The organism is Vibrio caribbeanicus ATCC BAA-2122 (assembly GCF_000165125.1).
Taxonomy (GTDB): Bacteria; Pseudomonadota; Gammaproteobacteria; order Enterobacterales; family Vibrionaceae; genus Vibrio; species Vibrio caribbeanicus.
Map to the genome: position 1 here is coordinate 169,803 of NZ_AEIU01000069.1, position 20,386 is coordinate 190,188.

At 40.9% G+C, this 20,386-nt stretch carries 23 protein-coding genes; 11 read left to right on the top strand and 12 right to left on the bottom strand.

Annotated features, from left to right (window positions below; translation table 11 throughout):
- Positions 1–6: 6 nt before the first annotated feature.
- The 6 genes from RH40_RS09435 to norR form a co-directional block, all read right to left on the bottom strand.
- On the bottom strand, positions 7–606 hold the full coding sequence (locus RH40_RS09435) for a glutaredoxin (protein WP_009601236.1): 600 nt from the start codon (positions 604–606) through the stop codon (positions 7–9).
- 21 nt (positions 607–627) lie between these two features.
- Positions 628–1,551, bottom strand: a complete 924-nt coding sequence (locus RH40_RS09440) for a DMT family transporter (RefSeq protein ID WP_009601237.1) — start codon at positions 1,549–1,551, stop codon at positions 628–630.
- A 72-nt stretch (positions 1,552–1,623) separates the two neighbouring features.
- Positions 1,624–2,958 carry an MATE family efflux transporter gene (locus RH40_RS09445; RefSeq protein ID WP_009601238.1) on the bottom strand — a complete coding sequence of 445 codons (1,335 nt, stop codon included), beginning with the start codon at positions 2,956–2,958 and terminating at the stop codon, positions 1,624–1,626.
- A 135-nt stretch (positions 2,959–3,093) separates the two neighbouring features.
- The gene (locus RH40_RS09450; RefSeq protein ID WP_009601239.1) at positions 3,094–3,726 is read right to left on the bottom strand and encodes an HAD family hydrolase; all 633 of its coding nucleotides are present in this window, start codon (positions 3,724–3,726) and stop codon (positions 3,094–3,096) included.
- Between the two features lie 14 nt (positions 3,727–3,740).
- Positions 3,741–4,100 carry a glutaredoxin family protein gene (locus tag RH40_RS09455; RefSeq protein WP_009601240.1) on the bottom strand — a complete coding sequence of 120 codons (360 nt, stop codon included), beginning with the start codon at positions 4,098–4,100 and terminating at the stop codon, positions 3,741–3,743.
- 72 nt (positions 4,101–4,172) lie between these two features.
- The gene (gene norR / locus RH40_RS09460) at positions 4,173–5,768 is read right to left on the bottom strand and encodes a nitric oxide reductase transcriptional regulator NorR (RefSeq protein WP_009601241.1); all 1,596 of its coding nucleotides are present in this window, start codon (positions 5,766–5,768) and stop codon (positions 4,173–4,175) included.
- A 232-nt stretch (positions 5,769–6,000) separates the two neighbouring features.
- Between norR and hmpA the strand changes: the two genes are divergently transcribed.
- Complete coding sequence (gene hmpA, locus RH40_RS09465; protein ID WP_009601242.1) at positions 6,001–7,176, top strand: NO-inducible flavohemoprotein; 1,176 nt, start codon at positions 6,001–6,003, stop codon at positions 7,174–7,176.
- A gap of 13 nt (positions 7,177–7,189) precedes the next feature.
- Here hmpA and RH40_RS09470 read toward each other — a convergent pair whose 3' ends face one another.
- From RH40_RS09470 to RH40_RS09480, 3 genes are all read right to left on the bottom strand, one after another.
- Positions 7,190–7,744 (bottom strand): hypothetical protein, encoded by a 555-nt coding sequence (locus RH40_RS09470; RefSeq protein ID WP_009601243.1) that lies wholly within the window; start codon positions 7,742–7,744, stop codon positions 7,190–7,192.
- Complete coding sequence (locus RH40_RS09475; RefSeq protein WP_009601244.1) at positions 7,737–8,276, bottom strand: YaeQ family protein; 540 nt, start codon at positions 8,274–8,276, stop codon at positions 7,737–7,739. The genes RH40_RS09470 and RH40_RS09475 overlap by 8 nt, the downstream gene beginning before the upstream one ends.
- Positions 8,277–8,547: 271 nt before the next feature.
- Positions 8,548–9,759, bottom strand: coding sequence for a glycerophosphodiester phosphodiesterase family protein (locus tag RH40_RS09480; protein ID WP_009601245.1), 1,212 nt, complete (start codon positions 9,757–9,759; stop codon positions 8,548–8,550).
- A 306-nt stretch (positions 9,760–10,065) separates the two neighbouring features.
- Between RH40_RS09480 and RH40_RS09485 the strand changes: the two genes are divergently transcribed.
- The gene (locus RH40_RS09485; RefSeq protein ID WP_009601246.1) at positions 10,066–10,488 is read left to right on the top strand and encodes a GNAT family N-acetyltransferase; all 423 of its coding nucleotides are present in this window, start codon (positions 10,066–10,068) and stop codon (positions 10,486–10,488) included.
- A gap of 54 nt (positions 10,489–10,542) precedes the next feature.
- Here RH40_RS09485 and RH40_RS09490 read toward each other — a convergent pair whose 3' ends face one another.
- Complete coding sequence (locus RH40_RS09490) at positions 10,543–10,752, bottom strand: cold-shock protein (RefSeq protein WP_009601247.1); 210 nt, start codon at positions 10,750–10,752, stop codon at positions 10,543–10,545.
- Positions 10,753–11,120: 368 nt separating this feature from the next.
- Between RH40_RS09490 and RH40_RS09495 the strand changes: the two genes are divergently transcribed.
- The 7 genes from RH40_RS09495 (at position 11,121) to RH40_RS09520 (ending at position 14,754) form a co-directional block, all read left to right on the top strand.
- Positions 11,121–11,417 (top strand): ribosome alternative rescue factor ArfA, encoded by a 297-nt coding sequence (locus RH40_RS09495; RefSeq protein WP_009601248.1) that lies wholly within the window; start codon positions 11,121–11,123, stop codon positions 11,415–11,417.
- Positions 11,418–11,940: 523 nt separating this feature from the next.
- A complete protein-coding gene (locus RH40_RS09500) occupies positions 11,941–12,294 on the top strand; it encodes a hypothetical protein (RefSeq protein ID WP_009601249.1) in 354 nt (117 codons plus the stop codon).
- Between the two features lie 382 nt (positions 12,295–12,676).
- A complete protein-coding gene (locus RH40_RS09505) occupies positions 12,677–13,036 on the top strand; it encodes a helix-turn-helix domain-containing protein (RefSeq protein WP_009601250.1) in 360 nt (119 codons plus the stop codon).
- 57 nt (positions 13,037–13,093) lie between these two features.
- Positions 13,094–13,309: a DUF3820 family protein gene (locus RH40_RS09510; protein WP_009601251.1), complete on the top strand. Its 216-nt coding sequence runs from the start codon at positions 13,094–13,096 to the stop codon at positions 13,307–13,309.
- 40 nt (positions 13,310–13,349) lie between these two features.
- On the top strand, positions 13,350–13,583 hold the full coding sequence (locus RH40_RS09515; RefSeq protein WP_009601252.1) for a hypothetical protein: 234 nt from the start codon (positions 13,350–13,352) through the stop codon (positions 13,581–13,583).
- A gap of 162 nt (positions 13,584–13,745) precedes the next feature.
- A complete protein-coding gene (locus tag RH40_RS20810) occupies positions 13,746–13,898 on the top strand; it encodes a hypothetical protein (protein ID WP_009601253.1) in 153 nt (50 codons plus the stop codon).
- A 58-nt stretch (positions 13,899–13,956) separates the two neighbouring features.
- A complete protein-coding gene (locus tag RH40_RS09520; protein ID WP_009601254.1) occupies positions 13,957–14,754 on the top strand; it encodes a YdcF family protein in 798 nt (265 codons plus the stop codon).
- Positions 14,755–14,813: 59 nt separating this feature from the next.
- Here RH40_RS09520 and RH40_RS09525 read toward each other — a convergent pair whose 3' ends face one another.
- Complete coding sequence (locus RH40_RS09525) at positions 14,814–15,785, bottom strand: ZmpA/ZmpB/ZmpC family metallo-endopeptidase-related protein (protein ID WP_009601255.1); 972 nt, start codon at positions 15,783–15,785, stop codon at positions 14,814–14,816.
- Between the two features lie 1,365 nt (positions 15,786–17,150).
- Here RH40_RS09525 and RH40_RS09535 point away from each other — a divergent pair.
- Entirely contained in the window at positions 17,151–17,567 is a 417-nt protein-coding gene (locus RH40_RS09535; protein WP_009601257.1) for a DUF6678 family protein, read from the top strand.
- Positions 17,568–17,781: 214 nt separating this feature from the next.
- Here RH40_RS09535 and RH40_RS09540 read toward each other — a convergent pair whose 3' ends face one another.
- Positions 17,782–19,152: an NAD-dependent succinate-semialdehyde dehydrogenase gene (locus RH40_RS09540; RefSeq protein ID WP_009601258.1), complete on the bottom strand. Its 1,371-nt coding sequence runs from the start codon at positions 19,150–19,152 to the stop codon at positions 17,782–17,784.
- 138 nt (positions 19,153–19,290) lie between these two features.
- On the opposite strand from RH40_RS09540, the gene RH40_RS09545 reads away from it, so the two are divergent.
- Positions 19,291–20,190 (top strand): LysR family transcriptional regulator, encoded by a 900-nt coding sequence (locus RH40_RS09545; RefSeq protein WP_009601259.1) that lies wholly within the window; start codon positions 19,291–19,293, stop codon positions 20,188–20,190.
- Positions 20,191–20,386 lie beyond the last annotated feature (196 nt).

Genomic DNA, 20,386 nt, shown 5'->3' on the forward strand with positions numbered 1-20,386 from the left:
GTTGAATTAAAGAGAGACGACATTGTCGGGTGTTTTCTTGAGTTTTTGTTCTTCAATATAGTTAGAGAGCTTATCAGCCCCACCGATATACTGACCATCTAGCCAAATCTGAGGAACAGTAACAGGCGTCTTTTCCCCTATGATCGCTTTTACTTCTGGGATCATGCGATAAAGTGCTGCGGCATCTTTTACAACATCAAAATATTGATAGCTGATGTTCTCTTCATCAAGAAGCTGTTTTGCTTTGACGCAGTGTGGGCACGTGGATTTCCCGTAGACAATATTCCCTTTCAGCGTATCTTTTTTAACCCACTCTTTTATGATGGATTGAATCAAAACCCCTCTATTTAGCGCTTCCCCTTGACTAATGACATTCTCTCCCACCATGACAATAGGAGCATGCCAAGCTCCTTTTTTAAGTGGCTCCCACCAGTTGGAGAGCCAGTCTTTTACTTCAAGCTCTATCGGAATTCCATTGAGTTCAGTGTTGAATGTGTCTTCTAGAATGTCCTTGGTAAGAGTACATTCACCACAAGGAATATTTACCTTAAATGGTCCCCAACTGCCAGCCCATCGATAAAGCGTGACTTTTATTGATTCTGTCATAGAGTTATCTCCTTTATAAACTTATGACTCATTAGAACGGCTTTCGGTGAGATTTCTTTCACTTTGATCAAGGTTTCTACTTTCCCATCGGGTAATGAAAGCGACTGAGGCAATGATGATTCCAGCGCCAAGCCACAACTTCCCGGGAGGTACCCAGCCGAAGACGAACCAGCCTGCCAGCACATTTAGTGGGAGCTTTGCATGGTCGAACGGCTGGATAAAGGAAGCATCAGCAACTGAGTAGGCTTTGACGACTGCCCATTGCGCTATAGCTGTCAAAATACCTGCAACAATTAATATTCCCCATATATTAAGACCGATGGGGGTTTGCCATTCTGGAATTGCGAGCAATAGATTAAAGGGAGTAATCAGCAGCAGAAGGTAGACCAACATAGTCGATGGAGAATCCTGTGTTGACAGCTTTTTTACCATTAGAGCATAGCAAGCCCAAAAGAATGCAGCGCCAATGGGTAACAAAGTAGCCCAGCTAAAATTATCAGTCCAAGGTTCAAGGATGATCATTGCGCCGATAAAGCCACTGATGGTCGCTCCCCACCTTGCCAGTCCGACCTTTTCTTTTAAAAAAAGACCAGAGCCAATAGTTGCAAACAAAGGCGACGTCATTAGTAGCGCAATTCCTTGCCAAATGGGGACGGGGTAAGCCAGTGCCCAAAGCCATAGCTGAATGCCGATTACAGCAAGAAAAACCCTAATAATGTGCAGTAGGAGGTGGTCAGTTTTTAATGACTCTCGAATGCCCAATGATGTTAAATAAGGGATGATCACAATCAATGCAATCGCATACTGAATCAAAGCCACTGATGTTGAAGATAAGCCAAAGTTGATACTTGCGATTTGCACTAAGCTATTGACGACAGCAAAGGTTAAGCCTGCGCTTAGCATCCATGCTGCTCCTTGAATTGGGTAATGCTTTTTATGGTCCATGGGCTCTATTTCTAAAAAATATCATGTACGGTTGATTGATGTTGTAGCCATCGTTTTTGACTCTGAGTAACCCTATACCACAGTTTCACACTCAATTGCTCGAATGAGTGATTGATAGGCGAGCCAAGATGAGACACCAGCGAGAATATTGCCAAAAAAAGCGCCCCAAAATATACCAACGATTCCGGAAAAATACTGTCCTACCCATAAACACGGCAAGAAAAACACAAACAGGCGCAAGATAGAGATCATGAGCGCATAATAAGATCTTCCAAGAGCATTGAACGTCGATACCATGATCATACAGATTCCTAATGGGCCCAAGCTAAAAGGAACAATGCTTAAGTGCAAATGCAAAATACTTTCAACAGCCGAATCACTGGTCATTAATGGCGTTAAGTATTGTGATGCAAAAAGCGATAAACAGGCAATACCGAATTGAAGTAATAAAACAAATTTACATGCCATTTCAACCAGTTTACGAATCTCTGTGTATTTTTTTGCTCCCAGTAATTTTCCGATCATAGGAGGAAGTGACATTGTGAGAGCAAGAACCGCGATAATAACAAAGAACTCGAAGCGGGAGCCGAGAGCCCATGCTGCAACTGCTGCTGTTCCAAATCCAGCAATTAGTTTGGTGGCGAGCATTGATGATAGCGGAGGTAGAAGCTGGCTTACCATGGCTGGTCCCATGATGCTTATTAAAGAGCGCACACTTTGTAATAGATTCAGTGTTTGCCAATTAAATGTTACCCATTGTCGCGTGACTAATTTGGGCGATATCATAATGATACCAATGATAAAAGAGATAATAGTTGCTATTGCAGCACCATTAATCCCCATATCAAGGGTAAAGATAAAAATAGGGTCTAAAACTAAATTCGTGAGACTTGTTGTGACCATGATACTTCCCGGTAGCAGTGTGTTACCGTTTGCACGGGAAATGCTGTAGAGGAAATACAAAATAGCACCAACCCAAGCGCTGAATAGCCAATATAACCAGTAGGTATCAACAATAATAAATACTTCCTGAGGGGCATTGAGTAAATCAAGAAGTAGCGTTCGGGATAAGTAGAGAAGCAGACCAAATACACCGACACCCAGAGCGCCCATCACCAGGACTAATCCTCCAAGTTGTTTAGCGAAAAATACTTTTCCGGCACCAAGTGCCTTTGCAATCACAGCAGTGGTTGCTATTCCCAAACCAACTTGGACACCGATGAGAATCATTTGGATTGGTAGTGTGAAGCCCTGAGTTGCCAAAGGTAGTACACCAAGTTGTCCAATAAATGCGCTGTCAACTAATTGAAAACTCATCATAGAGAACATGCCAAACATCATTGGCCATGTCATGTTAAATAGTTGTTTACCCAAAGATAAGGGTGGTGTTTTGTCATGTGTATTCATATTGTGAGCTTGAATGAACGGTTAGACGTCGTTCGAAGAGGTTTGTAGGGGCAGCTACGGTTTCCTTTTCACTACGTTCGGTACCAATGCTGTGCCTACATAGAATGCGCAGCGCTTTCGTCTGGAGAGCGAGGTTTAGCTCGCTCGGCTCGTCTCAGAGTAATAATGTGTATCAAAGAGTTGTTCGATATCGTGAAGGTGCTCAACAACGAGTGATGCTGACGAACTATACAACTTTTCCTCACCATGTGTCACTAGGCAAGAGGGCATTGAAGCATTGAACGCAGCCTGGAGGTCGTAGATATAATCACCAACATATAAAATCTGGTGTGTTTTGAGATTCCATTGCTGTGCTAAAGAGAACAGTGAGTCAGGAGCTGGTTTTGGTGGAAAATGCTCTCTACTGATAATTGTGGGAATGTTAAGCTTGTTGTGCTCTGCTTTGGTTTTTGCTGCTTGCTCGCAGTTCCTAGTTATTATCGCCGTTTTCATGTTGTTGCTATGAATAAACTGGATCAGTGAGTGACAGCCGGGCAAGGTATCTGAATGACGCGCATCTTCGATCTCGTGTTCAAGTATTAGTTTATTTGCAAGCAGTTTACGCTCGTCGCACTTGAGTTGCTCTACATAACTCAGTACATCATCGTCATGAGAACAGCCGATCTGTTTTCTGAGCTCAGTGAAGTCAATGTCAGACGTTACCAAAGTGTTGTCCAAGTCAAAGACGATCGCTTTGATCTGCTCAATGTTAAATGTAATGAATGACATAGACTGCTTCCTTTCTAGGCGAATTCTTTTTCCAAGTAGTTAACAATGTCAGATGACTCATACATCCATGTCACTTGACCTTCTTTCTCTATTTTTAGACAAGGCACTTTGATTTTACCACCACCTTGTTCCAATTCATCGCGGTGAGTTGGGTTGTTTTTTGCGTCACGTAACTCTATTTTGATCGATTGACGTTTCATTGCTCGGCGAACTTTGACACAAAATGGACAAGCTTCGAACTGGTACAATGTCATTGTTGCGGCTTTGCGATCCAACTTGGCTTGCTCGCTTTCGGAACGTTTGACGCCCTTTGGGGAGAACACAAAATTAAGAACAAGTATTAGGCGCCCAAGTAGCCAACGAATAACTTTCATAATATTCCTGCACTGATTGATTTTTTAGTTTAAAAATACGCATTCTAACTGAGATGTGATCATTGTAAAAACTTAACTAATGCTAAGTTGGTGTTTTTTACTCACTTCAATACCCAGCCTTTTTGCAAGTCGCGTAAGATTGGCTCGATCTGTTTTCAATTCGCGAGCCGCTTTTGCCCAGTTGAAGTTAGCTTGGGTTAAAGAGTGGATAATGATCTGCCTTTGGTATTCTTCAGTCGATTCTTTGAGCCCGAGGTTATTGTGAGTAACACTGACCGTGGTGCTTGAAGCGGTAGGTTCTTCGACCGTGTCATGTTTGCTAGAGATGGGGCGCAGTTCTCCAAGATCTTCGGTTGATACGACGATGAGTTTATTTTGAGCACATCGTGCCCGCGCTTTGAGTGCAGCGCGATTAATAACGTGTTCAAGTTCGCGTACATTGCCCGGCCAATTGTAAAGTGAAAGCAACTTTTGCGCGGGGCTATTCAACTTTATTTGGACAATGCCCAGTTTACGCCTTGCATGTTCAAGAAAATAACCTGAGAGTAAGAGGATATCGTCTTCCCTATCACGCAGCGCAGGAACTGTAATTGGATAGACACTTAACCTGTGATACAAGTCTGAGCGAAAACGGCCCTCATTCACTTCTTCTTTGAGGTCTCGGTTGGTTGCCGCCAGTACTCTCACATCGATATTTTCAACATTGTCTTGGCCTACAGGTTGTATTTCATTGTTCTGAAGCGCTCTTAAAATTTTACTTTGAGCGGCAAGAGGCAATTCGCCAATTTCGTCCAAAAAAAGAGTGCCTCCATTGGCCAACGCAAACTTACCTGAACGAGTTTTTTCTGCTCCGGTGAAAGCGCCTTTAACATGGCCGAAAAGTTCACTCTCAACAAGGTTCTCAGGAATAGCAGCACAGTTTACATACACAAGCGGCTGTTTCTTGCGCGGTGAAAGGTGGTGGATACTCCTTGCAACCAGTTCTTTACCAACGCCTGTTTCGCCATTGATCAATATATTGAAGTTTGACGGAGCAACAACTTCGAGATCCGCTTTGAGTGTTTTCATCGCAGTGCTATCACCCACCATTTCAGCACCGTCTCTATCCCAAGCTTCTTCGTTAAGTTCCTCGAAGCGTTGTTGGATCTGTTTTGCTTGATGCTCAAGCTGGCTGACTGTCATTGCGACTTTAAGGGTTGACGCTGCGATGGCAGCAAGTGCATCCAAGCTTCTATTTGGGATTGCATCAAAGGCGCCCGGAGTAAGGCTGTCCAATGTCAGTATTCCCAGCAACTTGTCGGAATATATCAGTGGTAGACCCATGCACGAGTGCATAGGTAGGTCACCTTCATGATCCACAAGTAAGTTATCAAACGGGTCAGGGAGATCACAGTGGTCGTCAAACTTAACTGCGGTCTTGGAGCGGCAAATTTCAACGAAGCGCGGATGGTCATCAATTTTAAAACGCCTACCTAATGTATCTCTTGTCAGGCCTTGGATAGCAATTGGGTTGAGTGTGTCGCCATGAAGAGAGAGCAAAGCGACAGAGTCACAATGAATGGCTTTGCGAATAACATCAATGAGATGGTTGAAGCGATCTTGGTCACTAGTGCCACTTGCTAACCCTATTGTCATGTCTGTTAGGGTCGTGATCGAAATGTCTTTCATAATAATCCCATTGAGTATCGCTTGGTTTTGATATGTTACGTAACAACTAAAACATAGATAATAGGATAATGCAACCTAAGAGAGTCAATATGACTCTCTTATTTTTGTGTGTAAATGACTCTTATTTAAAGAAAAATAGGTTAGAAACCAAGTTTTTAGTGGGATGTTGGATTTGGCATGTTTCGTGCTCTGTTGGAAAGAAAGCAATGACTAAACTACGAGAGAAGACACAATGCTGAACAATCATCATATCGAAGTTGTAAAACAAACTATTCCCATTCTTGAGTCTGCTGGCCCTGAACTAACAAAACACTTCTATCAAAGGATGTTCAATCATAACCCCGAGCTCAAAGATATTTTCAACATGACCCACCAACAAACGGGTAATCAAGCCTTAGCTCTTTTTGAAGCCATCGCCGCTTACGCTAAGAACATTGAGAACTTAGAAGCATTGACGACGGCTGTTGAGCGGATCGCACATAAACACACAAGCTTTAATATTCAGCCAGATCACTATCAAATTGTGGGACACCATTTAATCGAAACATTAAGAGAACTTGCGACTGAGCAATTTACCCAACAAGTTGAAGAAGCATGGACTGCTGCCTATTTATTCCTAGCTCAAATCTTCATCGATAGAGAGGGTGAGCTGTATCTAAAAAGTAAGCATGCTGTTGGTGGTTGGCAGAATGCGAGACGCTTTATTGTTCAGGGGAAAAAAATTGAATCTGAGCTTGTTAAGAGCTTTGTTCTAGTACCTGAAGACGGCGGGGATGTGATTGACTATCTTCCGGGTCAATATGTTGGTATTGAAGTTAAGCCCTCTCAATCTGATTACAATGAAATCCGACAGTATTCTCTATCTCAAAAGCCGAATGGAAGAGACTATAGAATTTCGGTGAAAAGAGAAGTCGGTGAATACCAAGGTCTGGTTTCAAACTATCTGCATGACGAAGTACATGTTGGTGACGTAGTTAAGCTTTACCCGCCAGCGGGCGATTTCTTCTATACCGAGAAAAATAAGCCAGTAGTTCTTATTTCTGCAGGTGTTGGGGCGACGCCGATCCAATCAATGATGCAAACTCTCGCAACTCAAAACAAACAAGATGTGACAGTGTTGTACGCTTGCAATAATGCTGAGCAACATACCTTTAAAGAGGAAACCCGAGAAATTGTTTCCGAGAACAATTGGAAACAGTTTACTTGGTATTTCCAAGAGTCTACTGCAGACTTTAAGGGGGCACTGAACCTTAATTTGGTTGCTAATGAGATTGCACTTAATGAGGCTGATTATTATATGTGTGGTCCTGTTGGTTTTATGGAAGCTGTCGTCAAGCAGTTAGAGAGCCACGGAGTTTCCAGAGACAGAATACATTATGAGGTGTTTGGACCACATGCCTATTTATAATTGAACAGATCAATTAACACGTTGATCTGTTGGTGAATATGCATTTTAACTGTTGAACCAAGCGAATTATTAGAGAGCACTGTTTTGGTGCTCTCTCTTTTCCCAAATAAAAGCTTTTGAGAAATTGGCAGCGATATTGGTCAACATCTAGATTGTCTAGCTGCGAAATAAGCTGCGCTGTTTGTTGGGCGTATTCATTCGCCAAGCTAAAATCTAATTGGCAGTAGCCTTGTAGGTAAAGCCACAGGTGTGTTTCAAACACAAGTTGGCGCACATCGGACTGGTTAAATTTAGTTGCGTATTTTTCCCCGACGCTATCTACCAAAACCTCTTGCATTGCTTGCCTCGATTGTAAACTCTCGGATATGAGTTGCATTGAGGTGATATGTGCCTTAGTGGTCACACCTAGTAGGCAGTCTAACTCTGAACCATCTCCTTTCGCCTGCTGAGCTTTTTTATAAAGGGTGTGGTAATTAGCTACAAAGTGACGCCATTCTTGCGTTAATGTTTGGATAGATGGGTTCGTATTAGCACTTATCTTTTCGAGTGTGTGTTCTATGTCAGACATGAGAGTGTAAGTTCTCAAGTGAGATTTCAAAAGAGCCTTTCTCTGAGTCGACATACACACTTTCATCACTGATCATGACCGAGAGATCCATGCTACGTTCGACGACTTGAGATAGTGCTTCGATACCACTATGTCCAAAACGATAAATATTGGCGTCGTATTGGTGTACTTTATTCTTAACTTGATCCCACCATACTTCAGACTTGCTGTTAAATGTGAAAACATCGACTCTATCAGCAACGCGACAGGCTTTCTTGATTCGGTCAAGTGAGGGCTCACCAATATCTACCCATAGCCGGATTTGTTGGTCGAGAGACTTTACCCATAAATCAGGCTCTTCTGTTGTTGAGAGGCCCTTGGTTAAAGCGAGCTCAGGCTGCCAATGAAAACAGAGTGCCAGTACACGGGCCATCATTCTATCAACCGTTTCTGATGGATGTTGGGCGATAGTAATTTGCCCTGCGTCATAGATATCACGATTGGTATCTGACAATGAGATTCTGAATTTATGTATCGTCGGTTTAAGAGCCATGTAAAGAATATTCCGTTTTCAGTCGTTAACTTGAAATAGCATTAATTATGCCATAATAGCAGCAAGTGAAGAGGGGCGTACATGTTTCTGACGTCTTGATGTTCATTCTAAAAGAGCAGTCTCAAACTTATCGATTGATAGCCTTTACTACGCAGACTTGATTGCGAGCGATCTAAAAACATTGAAACTGTTCTTATCGAGAATTTGACACATTCAGAGAGGGGGTTTGATACCCAAGTATTGGGGGATATCAAACCCTAAGATATTGATGTTAAATATTCATGCAATTCGCATAGTAGGTTACGGTAGAAGGCCAGTCACTAAAGACTCCAATCACGCCGACATCTTGAGCAAGAACGTCAAGAACTCTCATCATATCGCCGTCTTTTTTGATTTGATCGGTTACAGTTTGGTAGTACCAACCACCTCCTTGTGCAAGTGGTCCAGAGCGTTCAAGGGTCCAAGCAATGATGTCAAGCTTGGCTTGTTTAGCAAGTTTTGCATACTCAGATTGAACGATATTATTTTCTTTATCCAATTGGAGTAATGCGTAGATAGGAGGTGCGATTATTTTTACCCCCTGATTTGAGAGTGTTTTCATATTATCGAGCGTGGCTGTGAAGTCCTTTTGCTCATAGACACGATTGTCGAGAAAGACAGCTTGCTGAGCAAATAGAGGTTCATTCTTTACCCAATATTTTATATCTTCAAGATTGAAAGACTGCACAAATGTCTCTTTGGGAGAGAATCCCGCTTGTTTTAGCTCGTCAATTAATTTCTGCGCATACTTCTCTTGACTAAAGTCACCATAAGGCATGGGAACTTTTGCAGATTTTAGCTCAGGCGTTGCTTTGACTCCGTATTGTTTGAAGAGAGCGGCACTCTCAGCGTGAGTCATGAGTGTACCCGTTTGAGAGTAAAGGTCCGTTCGCCATTCTGGGGTACCTTGCATGTACTCTTCAACAGTTTTGGCCTTAGGATTAGCGCCGTCCATTTTTCCCTTGAGTGTTCTAAACTCGGCGAGAGTAAAATCAGAGGTGCGACACTCTACTTTTGCATCTTGACCTGTTTTAGGGTCGGCAGGTGTAAACGGGATAGAACATTTTTTGGCCAGCTCCGGGTGGGCAAGCACATCTGTGGTGGTATGAAGGTCGCTTTGTGAATGACGGCACACTAGCTGTTTGTCTTTAGTAAAGGTAACGTCACATTCCAATACACCGGCTCCCATGGCAATTGCAGCAAGATAAGACTCTTTGGTGTGCTCTGGAAATTGCATCGCCGCTCCGCGATGGCCAATTGAAAAATCACTGCGATAGAATGGGCCTGAGCTGCAGCTGTGGAGTTTCTCTTTCAGAGGACTGTCTTGCATATCATCGATAAGATAAAGGGGACGTGGCCCCAATTGAGCAGGTTGTTCTTTTGCCACTGCGATGGGGCTAACGGCTATCAGAACAGCAATGCCACTCATTAATATTGACTTCATTAATTTCTCCTTTTGAGTCAGATGTTTTCTTGTCCTTAAGACTTTTTCACCATGATATAAAACCTTAATCTGCACGATTGATAAAGTAGAGATGACGAGAATTGTGGATAGCGCAGTCGTTTTGTGAGCTTTTAGTTCGGATGTGTCTTACTGAAGATTTTTCATTGCTTCACAAGAAAGAAGATTTATATAATGAAATCATAAAATTACGGTTAATTTTATGATTATCTTGGCTTAACATTTCCTGACTTTTTTGTGGTGTTGGGCTGGATAAACCCACTATGGAAGAAAATACGAGGGTATAAAATGAAGGTTGTCTTTTTTGAAGAAGTACAGAATAAACGAGAAGTGTTAGAAGTGATGTTGCAACTTCGCAGTACCTACGATTTGGATTCGCTTGCCGAACAAATAGAGAAGCAGCAAGCGAAGGGATACCAATTGGTATCGGTGCAGTCAGATGCTGGTGTTTTAGCGGTTGCGGGGTTTATCGTTACAGAAAAGTTGGCTTGGGGTAAATCAATTTATATTGATGATTTGGTAACCAATGAAAATTGCCGTTTTGGAGGTGTTGGCCATTTCTTGATGGAATGGTTTAAAAGCTACGCAAAAGAAAATGGTTACAAGCAAATCCATTTAGACTCTAATGTACAAAGATTTGATGCTCATCGCTTTTATTTGCGGCAGGGATTTAACATTGCGAGTCATCATTTTTCATTAGCTGATTTATAAAAGTAAAATAGCCAGCATATTGCTGGCTATTGGTAATTTTTCTGGTAATACAGATTAAACTACTTTGATGTTTTCAGCTTGAGGGCCTTTTTGACCTTGAGATACTACGAACTCAACTTTTTGACCTTCAACTAGAGTACGGAAACCGTCGCCAGTAATTGCAGAGAAGTGTGCAAAAACGTCAGGACCGTTTTCTTGTTGAATGAAGCCGAAACCTTTAGTTTCGTTGAACCATTTTACTGTACCAGTAACAGTGTTAGACATAATGTATATCCTTGATAAATCTTGTAAAAGCCATACGGCACCGATAGCGTGGAAAAGGAGATTGCTATTGCGTACGACGTTACGGTAGACGTTAAAAAATCCAACGAAACGGCGAAAGTAAACAAGAACCGTTTTCTAGCTGACATCTAGTCTAAACCTAAGTGCAACTAAGTCAATAAAAATAAGGTGCTTTGTATACTTTAACACTGTGTTTTCATGAGAAATTTGCGCTAGGTATAGTTTCGAAAATATTACTGATTTGGCTATAAATAATGTAACATTAATGTCGGCGTGCATAACTGTATGCCTATCAATGAGATATAAAGAAGACTAACAGATTATAATGAGGCTGATCAGGAGGCCGATACATGAACAAAATAACTGTAACCAAACTTTGCTGCACTGAGCATGATCAGGCAGCGGAGATCGGAAGAGGCAAAATTCGTGATAATGCGTTAAAGGCTATGGTGACGAGTAAGCTTTATCAAAGCAAAGTAGAAGTGCCTAAGAAGGGCAAGGGTAGTTTTAAGCGTAAGGCTAAACATAAGGGTAAAGAGCCCTATTCAAACGTTACTTTCCATGAGTTACGTTTGAATAGGGCTTTTGCCTCTAACTCTTTTTTCAACATTGATATTGTTTACTCATGCATTCTATTGCATCCATGATCAACTGATGACCCAATTTAGGAAACAAAAACTCTGTATCTATTGCTTATTAAGCCAATGCCCCTTCAAGTCCAGAATAGCCCCATAGCATCATGCAAAATTGTATTTTAAGCGGTGCGACGAAGGACTCAGCTGTACGTGTCACTCCAGATATCCAGTAGGTTGGTTCAAAGCTTTGTATGTTGTCCTCAGCGAAGCATTCAGTTTAGATAACAAACCAGAGTCTTCTAAATCCTGCTAGTGGTAATTTATAAATTTAAATTATGAGGTAAATTTTTTGTTATTAAATTGTAACAATTATAAGTGTCAATCTTGTTTGTCATTTAAATACTCATTAAAGACAAAGGTTTATCAATATCATATAGTTAAAATTTCATCTTTTGTTAATGTCTTAACTAACATATGTGGCTAATTAGAAGAAAAATTCACTTGTAATCAATAAAAAAATGATGAAAATATACGCAAAATGAGTTTTTGCTAACGAATGGATTCTTTCTTTAATTATTATACTGTGAGCCCATACATGAAGAAGATTATATTACTTGTAATGTCTATTATTGCAGGTATTGCGTCAGCAGAGCATTTCCATTCTTTTCTACTTGGTTTGTATGTATCAACTCTCGCTGTGGGTAGTTGTTACTGGTTTGCATTCCGTAGTACCAAGTTTCCTGAATTGGCATTATTGCTGTTGATTGCCGGACTATTTTCAAAGATCACAATTACTGTTGTAGGGGTTTCTTGGGGAATGTCTCAAGACATTATCAGCTCACCATTTATCTTTGCTCTTTCTTACTTATTTTTCTCGATTGTTGCCACATTTGCCTGGTTCTCTCACAAAGATAAGGCGCAGCATAAATTCAAGCCACAAACTGTTTGAATGAATTGATAAAAAGCTCCATTTTTGGAGTTTTTTTGCATCCTTACTTTCTGTTTTCTACAAGATTTGCTCGCTCTTTACCTTGAACTGACAACAACTCAGCTTCCTATTGGCATTATATTCAAATTAATTATATGTACCCCCAAGTAACATCAAGATACAAGGTAACTTACCTTGGGTAGCTTGTTACAGCGATGATCTCAGCGTTAAACAATCAGGAAAGAGCCGACTATTCCACAGAGTTAATTTCTTAGAACTCAACATTGTGAAAACGCTCTGAATCCTATCTTGAAGTCACTTGGGCATTGCTGTGGTCAGTATTTAGTTCAGTCCTGAACAAAATGGACTTATTGTATTAACTACAATTCTGCAAGGAGAGGGAATGGAATTTACAGACAACGATAGACAAGCGCTTAACACGATTTGGATGTCCCAGAAAACCAAGATGCGTCTGACGCAGATGGAGTTTGCGAAGAAACTCGGAATGAATCAATTGAGCTTTTCGCGATTAATGCGAGGAGAGTCCCCTCTGACGATGTCTTTTGTTAGTCAGTTCTGTCGTTTATTGCACATTGACCCCAACGTTACTGTCCCGAGTTTAAAAGCGAACCATAGCAACGGCCCTAAAATCGTTTATCTCAAGAGCCGTATGACGGTTGATGGTGAGATCCAAAATGCTTATATAGAAGGCAATCAGGTTGTGGTTGAATATGCTCACACCGTTGACGGAGCTAATGACTAGCAAGCCTATTTTTTATATAGTTATGGGCTCTTTTTGTCGAACACACAGGAACCTTCGGTGCTAGAAAAAGAAAATGTACTCAAGCTTGTGAGAATAAAGATGCCCTTTGGCAAGTACGCTGGTCGCGTATTGATTGACTTACCTGAAGAATATTTGCTTTGGTTTGATAAAAAAGGTTTTCCCGAAGGGGAGTTAGGTGAGCTGCTCAAGCTCTGCTTAGCACTAAAAATTGAAGGCTTAGATACGGTCGTTAAGCCTTTAAAGCGAATGTAACCAGCGAGAGAAACTTGTTTGTTTTTAACAACAACTGAATATGAATTTTGATCTTAAACACCACCAATTGATAGAAGATGGTTCGCTGGCAGGGTGCTATATTCATCAGCCAGCTCATGGCAGCCAGATAGATGATAAAGCGGTTTTGGCCGAGCGACAAATGCTCGAAAAGATGGGGCACAAGGTAATGCAGGTTCAAGCTAAAGGCACAACAACAACATTTTCTGAGGCAATGCAAAAGTTCACTAAGAAGACGGGATATCAGTCCAATTAATAGACCAAGGCACCTTTTATTCCTCCAATCCTTTTTGCTTTTGTTTAAAAAGAGTCAGAACTGCGGATCTGACTTTTATGCTCTAAAAATCGCTAAACCGACGAAATCCAAATCGAAAAGTAATAACAATGGATAAAATTTAAATAATTCAAAAGGAATCAAATGTTCAAGAAACTTTCATTAGTTGTTCTCACTGTTTTCTCTATCGGCGCTAATGCTCAAATTATTACCAACGACACGACTCTAGAGCAGCGTATAAGAGAGCTAGTATCTATCAAAGTCTCTCCAGAAAATATCGAACAAAAAAATCACTGAAGGTCAATTTGATAAGGTTTTCGAACTGTATAATCATCTTAATGATGAACAACAAGCAATGCAGAAATTTTCAAATGCAGTAGATACAACTCCTGTTATCGATAACTTGGATGAAAACAAAGCGGTCATTGCAAATGAGGCTTTTAATACAGTTCTTAGGAACACTGGAAAAAAATTTCCAAAGTCAGCCAACTTTACGCCAAAGGGCATCATTGTGCTTGGCTCAACACCTGGAAAAGGCATTTTGGAAAGACGTTTAGATGATGCCTATAAAATGGCAGAAGAAGACAAATCACTGCCAATTATTCTCTCAGGAAAAGGGCGCAAAGAAGACGTTGTAGAAGCTGACTACATGTATAATTACCTTATTCGTAAGGGACTCAATGGTGAGCGCTTATACAAAGAGTCGTTATCTCTAGATACCGTTGGTAACGCAGAGTTTTCATACTTTACTATTACTGAAAATGAGTCACTCAAAGATATCAGGGACTGGTTGGTGATCACCAACAACTTCCATGCTATGCGCTCGCTCAATACTTTTCAGTACATTTTTCCTGATAATTACCGTTTAGAAGTATATTTGGCACCGCTTTTACCTGAAGGTGTTACAAATCCTGATAGGCTAAAAATCTTGAAACAACTCGTTACCGGAGAAGTGAAATCAGCATCAAACTTACAATTTATGGAGCTTCTCACTAATCAGCGTTTTAATAACAAAGAGCAACTCTTTAAGGCTGAGAATATAGCAGGGCAACCCTGTGCAATCTTACAAGGGATGCTTATCAAGCATCCACTTTATAAAGAGAAGGTAGATGAATTGACTCAGCGCTTCAGTGAGTGCTTCATAGCTCAGTAATTATTACTTTTGGTACTTTTGTTCTAGTTAAAGGAGCACATTGTGCTCCTTTAAGTTGGTTAGTTTTTAATGATTTGTTCCGTCATAATGTCTGTGTCATGTTTTGAATTGTACCAATACAGTCCATTATCAACACTGTAAGTTTGAATGTTAGATAAAGTCGCGGCTGTCTCTGATGGTTTTAGGATGTATCCTGCTGCAATTCCCTTATTTACTTGGTTATCGTGTATAGGCACATTCAACAAGTCGCTGCGAATTTCGGCATTCACGAGTGTGCTACCTCGGGTTAATTGTCCTGTTAACAGCCCTACATTACCCTTCTCTAGGATTTGAGCGGAAATGAGGTTACCACTGCTCTGGATATTCTTTAGATTACTGGCATAAGCATTTCCCACAATCCCGCCAACAAATTCCTGTTCATCATTTGAAATCGTTAGAATGTTGTTGCGGTGTGCTAGGTTTGAGAGTTCGCTATACTTAGCTTGGCCTAATAGCATTCCTAGATAACTGGTATGAGCAACATTTATGGTTGAATTGCTGACTTTTACAATATCAACGGTTGTGTCTTCGATTGTTCCTAATAACATTCCAACTCCATGGGTCACTTTTTCTGATGTTGTAATTTCACTATTTTCAATCCTTACATTAGTTAAATGACTGTCATATGCTCGTCCAGCAAGTACTCCAATGCTTGAACTTTTATGCGTAGGTTCCACCGTAATATTTCGCAGTGTTAGGTTACGAATTTTTGCACCTCTGATTTGAGTAAAAAGCCCAACGTTTCCGGTCCCCGATAAGTTTAGATCGCTAATAGTGAAATTCTGCCCGTCGAACACCCCTTTGAAATAGCCGAGAGACTCAAAGTCTTGGCTACAGCTGAGGTCTGCTGTGAGCTGATATTCGCCTTCTGGGTTGTCATCAATTTGCGATAAGTCACTACAACTGCTGATATAAGTGATTGACGTTTCTGCAAGGGTAAAAAACGAAAATGGTGCGGTAATAGCCAATACAATACATTGTTTAATTTTCATTAGTCATTCCTAATATTTATTTAGATTAAAGATTAAGTGGCTTATATAAACTGCCACGGATGACTTCTTTCGAAGCTGTGGCAATCTTAATTAATAGATTTTTAATCCAATTGGTCTTGTAATCAGATCAGAGGTTTATTCTGAAGTTTATGTATATCGATGGGATCAAGAGATGGCTAAGTTCTGAGGAACCCCCACGAAAGATCGGTTTTATCTGAGTAAGGGACGACCTTCGGGCGGCGATATTTTTATTGAGCGATTTTGACGAAACCTAAAATATGAAGAGGTTTACTTAAAAGCTTACAGCAACCCCATTTGTTACTGTACAAGCAGGCAACCAAACACAAATACAAAGTGAGAATAGGAGTTTCTTCATAGCATAAGTTTTCAATATCATTTAGTTAAGGTGAAGTGTATCATTAGTAGTTCCAAACAGCTCTTACAAAAATTTAACGCAATTTTTTAGAAACGTTACAGTTGGGATTTTCTAAATCAAATATGCCCCATTCCTTCTCAGCGCTAAAGTCTAACCACAATCTGCAATTGTACGTTTGCCTTATCTGTAGTTATCCGAGAGAGTGCCGACGTAAGCTTTTTAAAAATTATGCGTCATCTTGCAATCTAATGCTCAACACACCTCACTAACCTATTGATTATCAATTGAACTGCGTTTAAAAAGATTGCATAATAGGATTATGAAAAACGGCTGAAAGCCGTATAGAAAGCGTTACATTTTTAGATCGAAATATCGTAAGTTTTATTTTTTAAAATATTTCAAGGAACTAAGGTTATGAAGGTTTTACCTCTAATTTTGTTTGTATTGGTGTTTACATCGGTATCTGCATCTGCAAATCCGGGGAGTTGGATGCCTACAGCAAAAAAGATATCTAGCATTATTGTGGAAGGTGATGAAAACGGAAGAGCATTGATAATCATAGAGGGTGGAGTGCCTAGTGATTTCATCCCTTCGGAGTGTCGTGCAGGAATTAACAGCACGTATAACACTGTGTTTTTAAACACGCACAAAGGTAGAGGTATATATTCTATGGCGTTAACTGCATATAGTGCCGGAAAACCCGTGAAATTGGCTTTATCATGTACTGGGAACCGTCCCTTAATTACTCATATTTGGCTAATGTAACAAACGTTTAAGGTTTAAAGATACTTTTTCTTATGTGAGCTAATGTATCTAAGTTGTTTAAGCTAAGAAGCTTTTGTCCAAAAGCGTGCTGCCCCTCTAGGGTGTGTTCTTAATTATGTGGTATTTTTACTATGCGTTGAATTTAGTGATTAAGGTGGTGTGCGGGATCTCCGGTATCGCGTGGTTCACACCTTATTGGGCGTTGATACGTTTGGAGATTTTGCATGCCAGCAAGAATGGATGAATACCTAGATAATGTTATTAAAAATCGATTTTCAGTGTCACTAATGTCAAATGCTAAGTGGCGTAAAGTGTTTACGGTATTAGATGTGCCAGAATTGATGTTGAACCAGTGTTACTGGAAGTTTGTTGATGAAGATTATGAGTTTCTAGGCTGGTTTACCAAATCAGACGAGTTAATGGAAAAGTATGTGGGCGACTATGGCTCAGGACCTTTCGCCTACAAGCGAATTGAGTGGTTAGAAATCCCCAAAGTAGGCAAGCCTAGTGGGTATGAAAATGTGCCCTTTAAACATTGGCATCAAGATATAGATGAAGCATTGAGCATCTTAAACTCGGTTGGGCACTTTGATACGAAGCTCACAGATAGAGGGTTGCGTATCTACGGTTTCAGAGAATAGACGTTTAAGACTCAAAATACTTTTTCTAATGTTCACGGAACGAGTTAGGGCTTCGACCCTAACTCACTTTTGTCCAAAAACGTGTTGCGCCCCCTTTTGGTGTGTGTCCTAAATTTTCAAAACAGGTAGCTAATACTACTAACAATTCACTTGCTCATGATTTCATACAATCTTTTCCAAAAATAAAGCCCCCGTTCGGAGGCTTCCTTTGAGATTAAAGTGAACGAACTAGTTTTTTGTTTATAAACTCTTCCATACCAGCGCGGCCTAGTTCACGCCCAAACCCCGAGTTTTTTACTCCACCGAACGGTAGACATGGCTCAGAGATAGTAAAGCTATTAATGAATGACACACCGGTTTCTAGTTTCGATGCCACAGAACGAGCTTTACTTTCATTTTGAGAGATAATCGCTGAGCTCAGGCCATAAGAGCTGTTATTTGCAAGCTCGATGGCTTGTTGCTCGGATGACACTTTGTAAACGACCGCTATCGGCCCAAACAATTCACGATCAAAGATATCCATTTGCTGTGTTACATCCGTCAAAATAGTTGGTTTTAGCCACGCTCCAGGTAATGGTTCGCGTTCACCACCGAGCACCAATGTTGCACCTTGCTCCACTGCATGGTGAACTTGTTCTAGCAACGATTGACACTCTATCTCACTCACGAGTGGCGCATAATCAGTCGCCATATCCATCGGGTCTCCCGCTTTCATTGCTGCCATTTTTTGGGTAAACAGAGCCAGAAATTCATCGTAAATTTCCTCTGCAATAATGAATCGTTTAGCGCCGGTACAAACCTCTCCAGAGTTAAACATTTTTGCAACCAAAGCTAGGTCAGCGGCTTTTTCGACATCAGCATCAGCAAGAACAATAAATGGGTCATTTCCACCAAGTTCCATCACTACTTTCTTGAGATATTTGCCCGCTAGAGCAGCAACGGAAGATCCTGCGCGTTCACTACCTGTTAGTGATACGCCTTGTACTCGTTTGTCACTAATAATTAGTTCTGATTGAGAAGCTGACATTAATAGGCTAGTGACAATACCTTTAGGGAAGCCTGCTTCAGCAAATAGTTCAGCCAATGCAATGGCACATTGAGGAACATTAGATGCGTGCTTGAATAGCACAGTATTGCCAGCCATTATGTTTGGCACAGCAAAACGGATAACTTGGTAGAAAGGGAAGTTCCAAGGCATCACACCGAAGATCACCCCCATTGGTAGGCTTTCAATATTTGCAGAACCAGTCTCTACATCTAAAATAGGCTGATCTTTTAGGAACTCCCCCGCATTAGCTGCATAGTATCGACACATATCTATACAGTTGGGAATTTCCCACTCAATACCTTCTTTAAACAGTTTTCCCATCTCTCTAGTCATTAAAGCAGCGTATTGGCGAGCGTTCTTTTCGAGTAAGTCAGCCACATTAAGCAATAGCTGTGCGCGTTGTTCAACAGATGTGTTTTTCCATTCTAAGAATGCGGTGTGAGAGTCATCGATTGCTTGTTTGATCTTAACATCAGAAATTGCATCAAAACGATGCTCAACTTTATTGGTATAGGGATTTAGAGTTTGAATTGCCATTTTTTATATTCTCCAAAAGATTCGATATTTAGACTAGGTTTCAACGAAGTAGATAATAAATAAATCAGTTTTGTTGATATATATGGCAATAGTTGATTTACTGTTGCCATATGGCTACGAATAAAATTGGAGAAAGTGGTGATTAACAACATCAACTTGGCGGATATTCGTTCTTTTGTGCTGATTGCACAGCTAGGTAATTTTACGAAAGCGGCGGAAGCGCTGAATGTATCGCGCTCCCATGTATCAAGGCAGATAAACTCGCTTGAAAAACAAATGCAAGTGACTTTACTTACCCGAAGTACTCGAAGCCTAAAGCTTACTCAAGCGGGAAAGCGTTTTTACCTTCAGTGTGAAAGAGCCATTAACGGAATCGACCAAGCGCTTATCGCAGCAGTGGACGATACAAAAGAAGTTCGCGGATTGATTCGCGTGAACTGTGTCGGTGGCTATATTGGAGAGAAAATCATTTCTAGATATGTGGCTGCCTTTATGCTGGAACACCCTCAGATCCAAGTGCACCTCGATTTTAGTAGCAACAGAATCGATCTAATCCAAGATGATTTCGATATCGCTTTTCGTATGGGGGAGTTAGAGGATTCAAGCTTCATCGCTAAGAAGTTAATGGATGTCGATATAGTGAGTTTAGCGAGTCCAAGTTACGTACATAAATATGGAAACCCTCAGCACCCTAACGAACTTGCGGAGCACCGCTGCTTAACAGGGTCGGTTAAGCGTTGGAGTTTTGAGTCGGATGAAAATCCTTCAGAGCAGTTTGATGTCAATATTGAGGGGAATTTAGTATCCAAGAACGGACACGCTTTGATCGCCAATGCAATGGCGGGAAACGGTATCATTCGTGTTCCGAGAATATACTGCCCTGATGCGATTGAAGCGGGCGATTTAATGGAAGTACTGCCTAAATGGCACATTCCATCGGTGCTTTTTTCTGTGGTTTACCACAGAGATAAATACCAACCAAAGCGTTTAAGAACCTTCATCGATTTTGTTAAGCAAAAGTTTGAATCAGACTTTTAGGAAAACACGTTTTTAATCACTATTTATCGCTAAATCAGATTGATTCAGTCTCTCTTTACTTCGAATATCTCTAAAGCTACCGGACTTGCCCAGTCGTGCAAGTGGTGGCTTTTTTGCTTTCTATTGGCTGTGCCTACAAGGCGCTCAAATTTTGCCTGGAGCCAGCAATATGATTGTTGCAGCATGGAAAAAGTTA

Bases quoted from the DNA above. Each gene is read 5' to 3' on its own strand.
- RH40_RS09515 (WP_009601252.1), top strand. From the start codon at position 13,350: ATGAATTTTGATCTTAAACACCACCAATTGATAGAAGATGGTTCGCTG.
- RH40_RS09455 (WP_009601240.1), bottom strand. From the start codon at position 4,100: ATGAAAGTTATTCGTTGGCTACTTGGGCGCCTAATACTTGTTCTTAAT.
- RH40_RS09450 (WP_009601239.1), bottom strand. From the start codon at position 3,726: ATGTCATTCATTACATTTAACATTGAGCAGATCAAAGCGATCGTCTTT.
- RH40_RS09485 (WP_009601246.1), top strand. From the start codon at position 10,066: ATGAAGGTTGTCTTTTTTGAAGAAGTACAGAATAAACGAGAAGTGTTA.
- RH40_RS09480 (WP_009601245.1), bottom strand. From the start codon at position 9,759: ATGAAGTCAATATTAATGAGTGGCATTGCTGTTCTGATAGCCGTTAGC.
- RH40_RS09520 (WP_009601254.1), top strand. From the start codon at position 13,957: ATGCAGAAATTTTCAAATGCAGTAGATACAACTCCTGTTATCGATAAC.
- RH40_RS09440 (WP_009601237.1), bottom strand. From the start codon at position 1,551: ATGGACCATAAAAAGCATTACCCAATTCAAGGAGCAGCATGGATGCTA.
- RH40_RS09505 (WP_009601250.1), top strand. From the start codon at position 12,677: ATGGAATTTACAGACAACGATAGACAAGCGCTTAACACGATTTGGATG.
- RH40_RS09445 (WP_009601238.1), bottom strand. From the start codon at position 2,958: ATGAATACACATGACAAAACACCACCCTTATCTTTGGGTAAACAACTA.
- RH40_RS20810 (WP_009601253.1), top strand. From the start codon at position 13,746: ATGTTCAAGAAACTTTCATTAGTTGTTCTCACTGTTTTCTCTATCGGC.
- RH40_RS09495 (WP_009601248.1), top strand. From the start codon at position 11,121: ATGAACAAAATAACTGTAACCAAACTTTGCTGCACTGAGCATGATCAG.
- RH40_RS09470 (WP_009601243.1), bottom strand. From the start codon at position 7,744: ATGTCTGACATAGAACACACACTCGAAAAGATAAGTGCTAATACGAAC.
- RH40_RS09490 (WP_009601247.1), bottom strand. From the start codon at position 10,752: ATGTCTAACACTGTTACTGGTACAGTAAAATGGTTCAACGAAACTAAA.
- hmpA (WP_009601242.1), top strand. From the start codon at position 6,001: ATGCTGAACAATCATCATATCGAAGTTGTAAAACAAACTATTCCCATT.
- RH40_RS09525 (WP_009601255.1), bottom strand. From the start codon at position 15,785: ATGAAAATTAAACAATGTATTGTATTGGCTATTACCGCACCATTTTCG.
- RH40_RS09535 (WP_009601257.1), top strand. From the start codon at position 17,151: ATGCCAGCAAGAATGGATGAATACCTAGATAATGTTATTAAAAATCGA.
- RH40_RS09475 (WP_009601244.1), bottom strand. From the start codon at position 8,276: ATGGCTCTTAAACCGACGATACATAAATTCAGAATCTCATTGTCAGAT.
- RH40_RS09540 (WP_009601258.1), bottom strand. From the start codon at position 19,152: ATGGCAATTCAAACTCTAAATCCCTATACCAATAAAGTTGAGCATCGT.
- RH40_RS09435 (WP_009601236.1), bottom strand. From the start codon at position 606: ATGACAGAATCAATAAAAGTCACGCTTTATCGATGGGCTGGCAGTTGG.
- RH40_RS09500 (WP_009601249.1), top strand. From the start codon at position 11,941: ATGAAGAAGATTATATTACTTGTAATGTCTATTATTGCAGGTATTGCG.
- norR (WP_009601241.1), bottom strand. From the start codon at position 5,768: ATGAAAGACATTTCGATCACGACCCTAACAGACATGACAATAGGGTTA.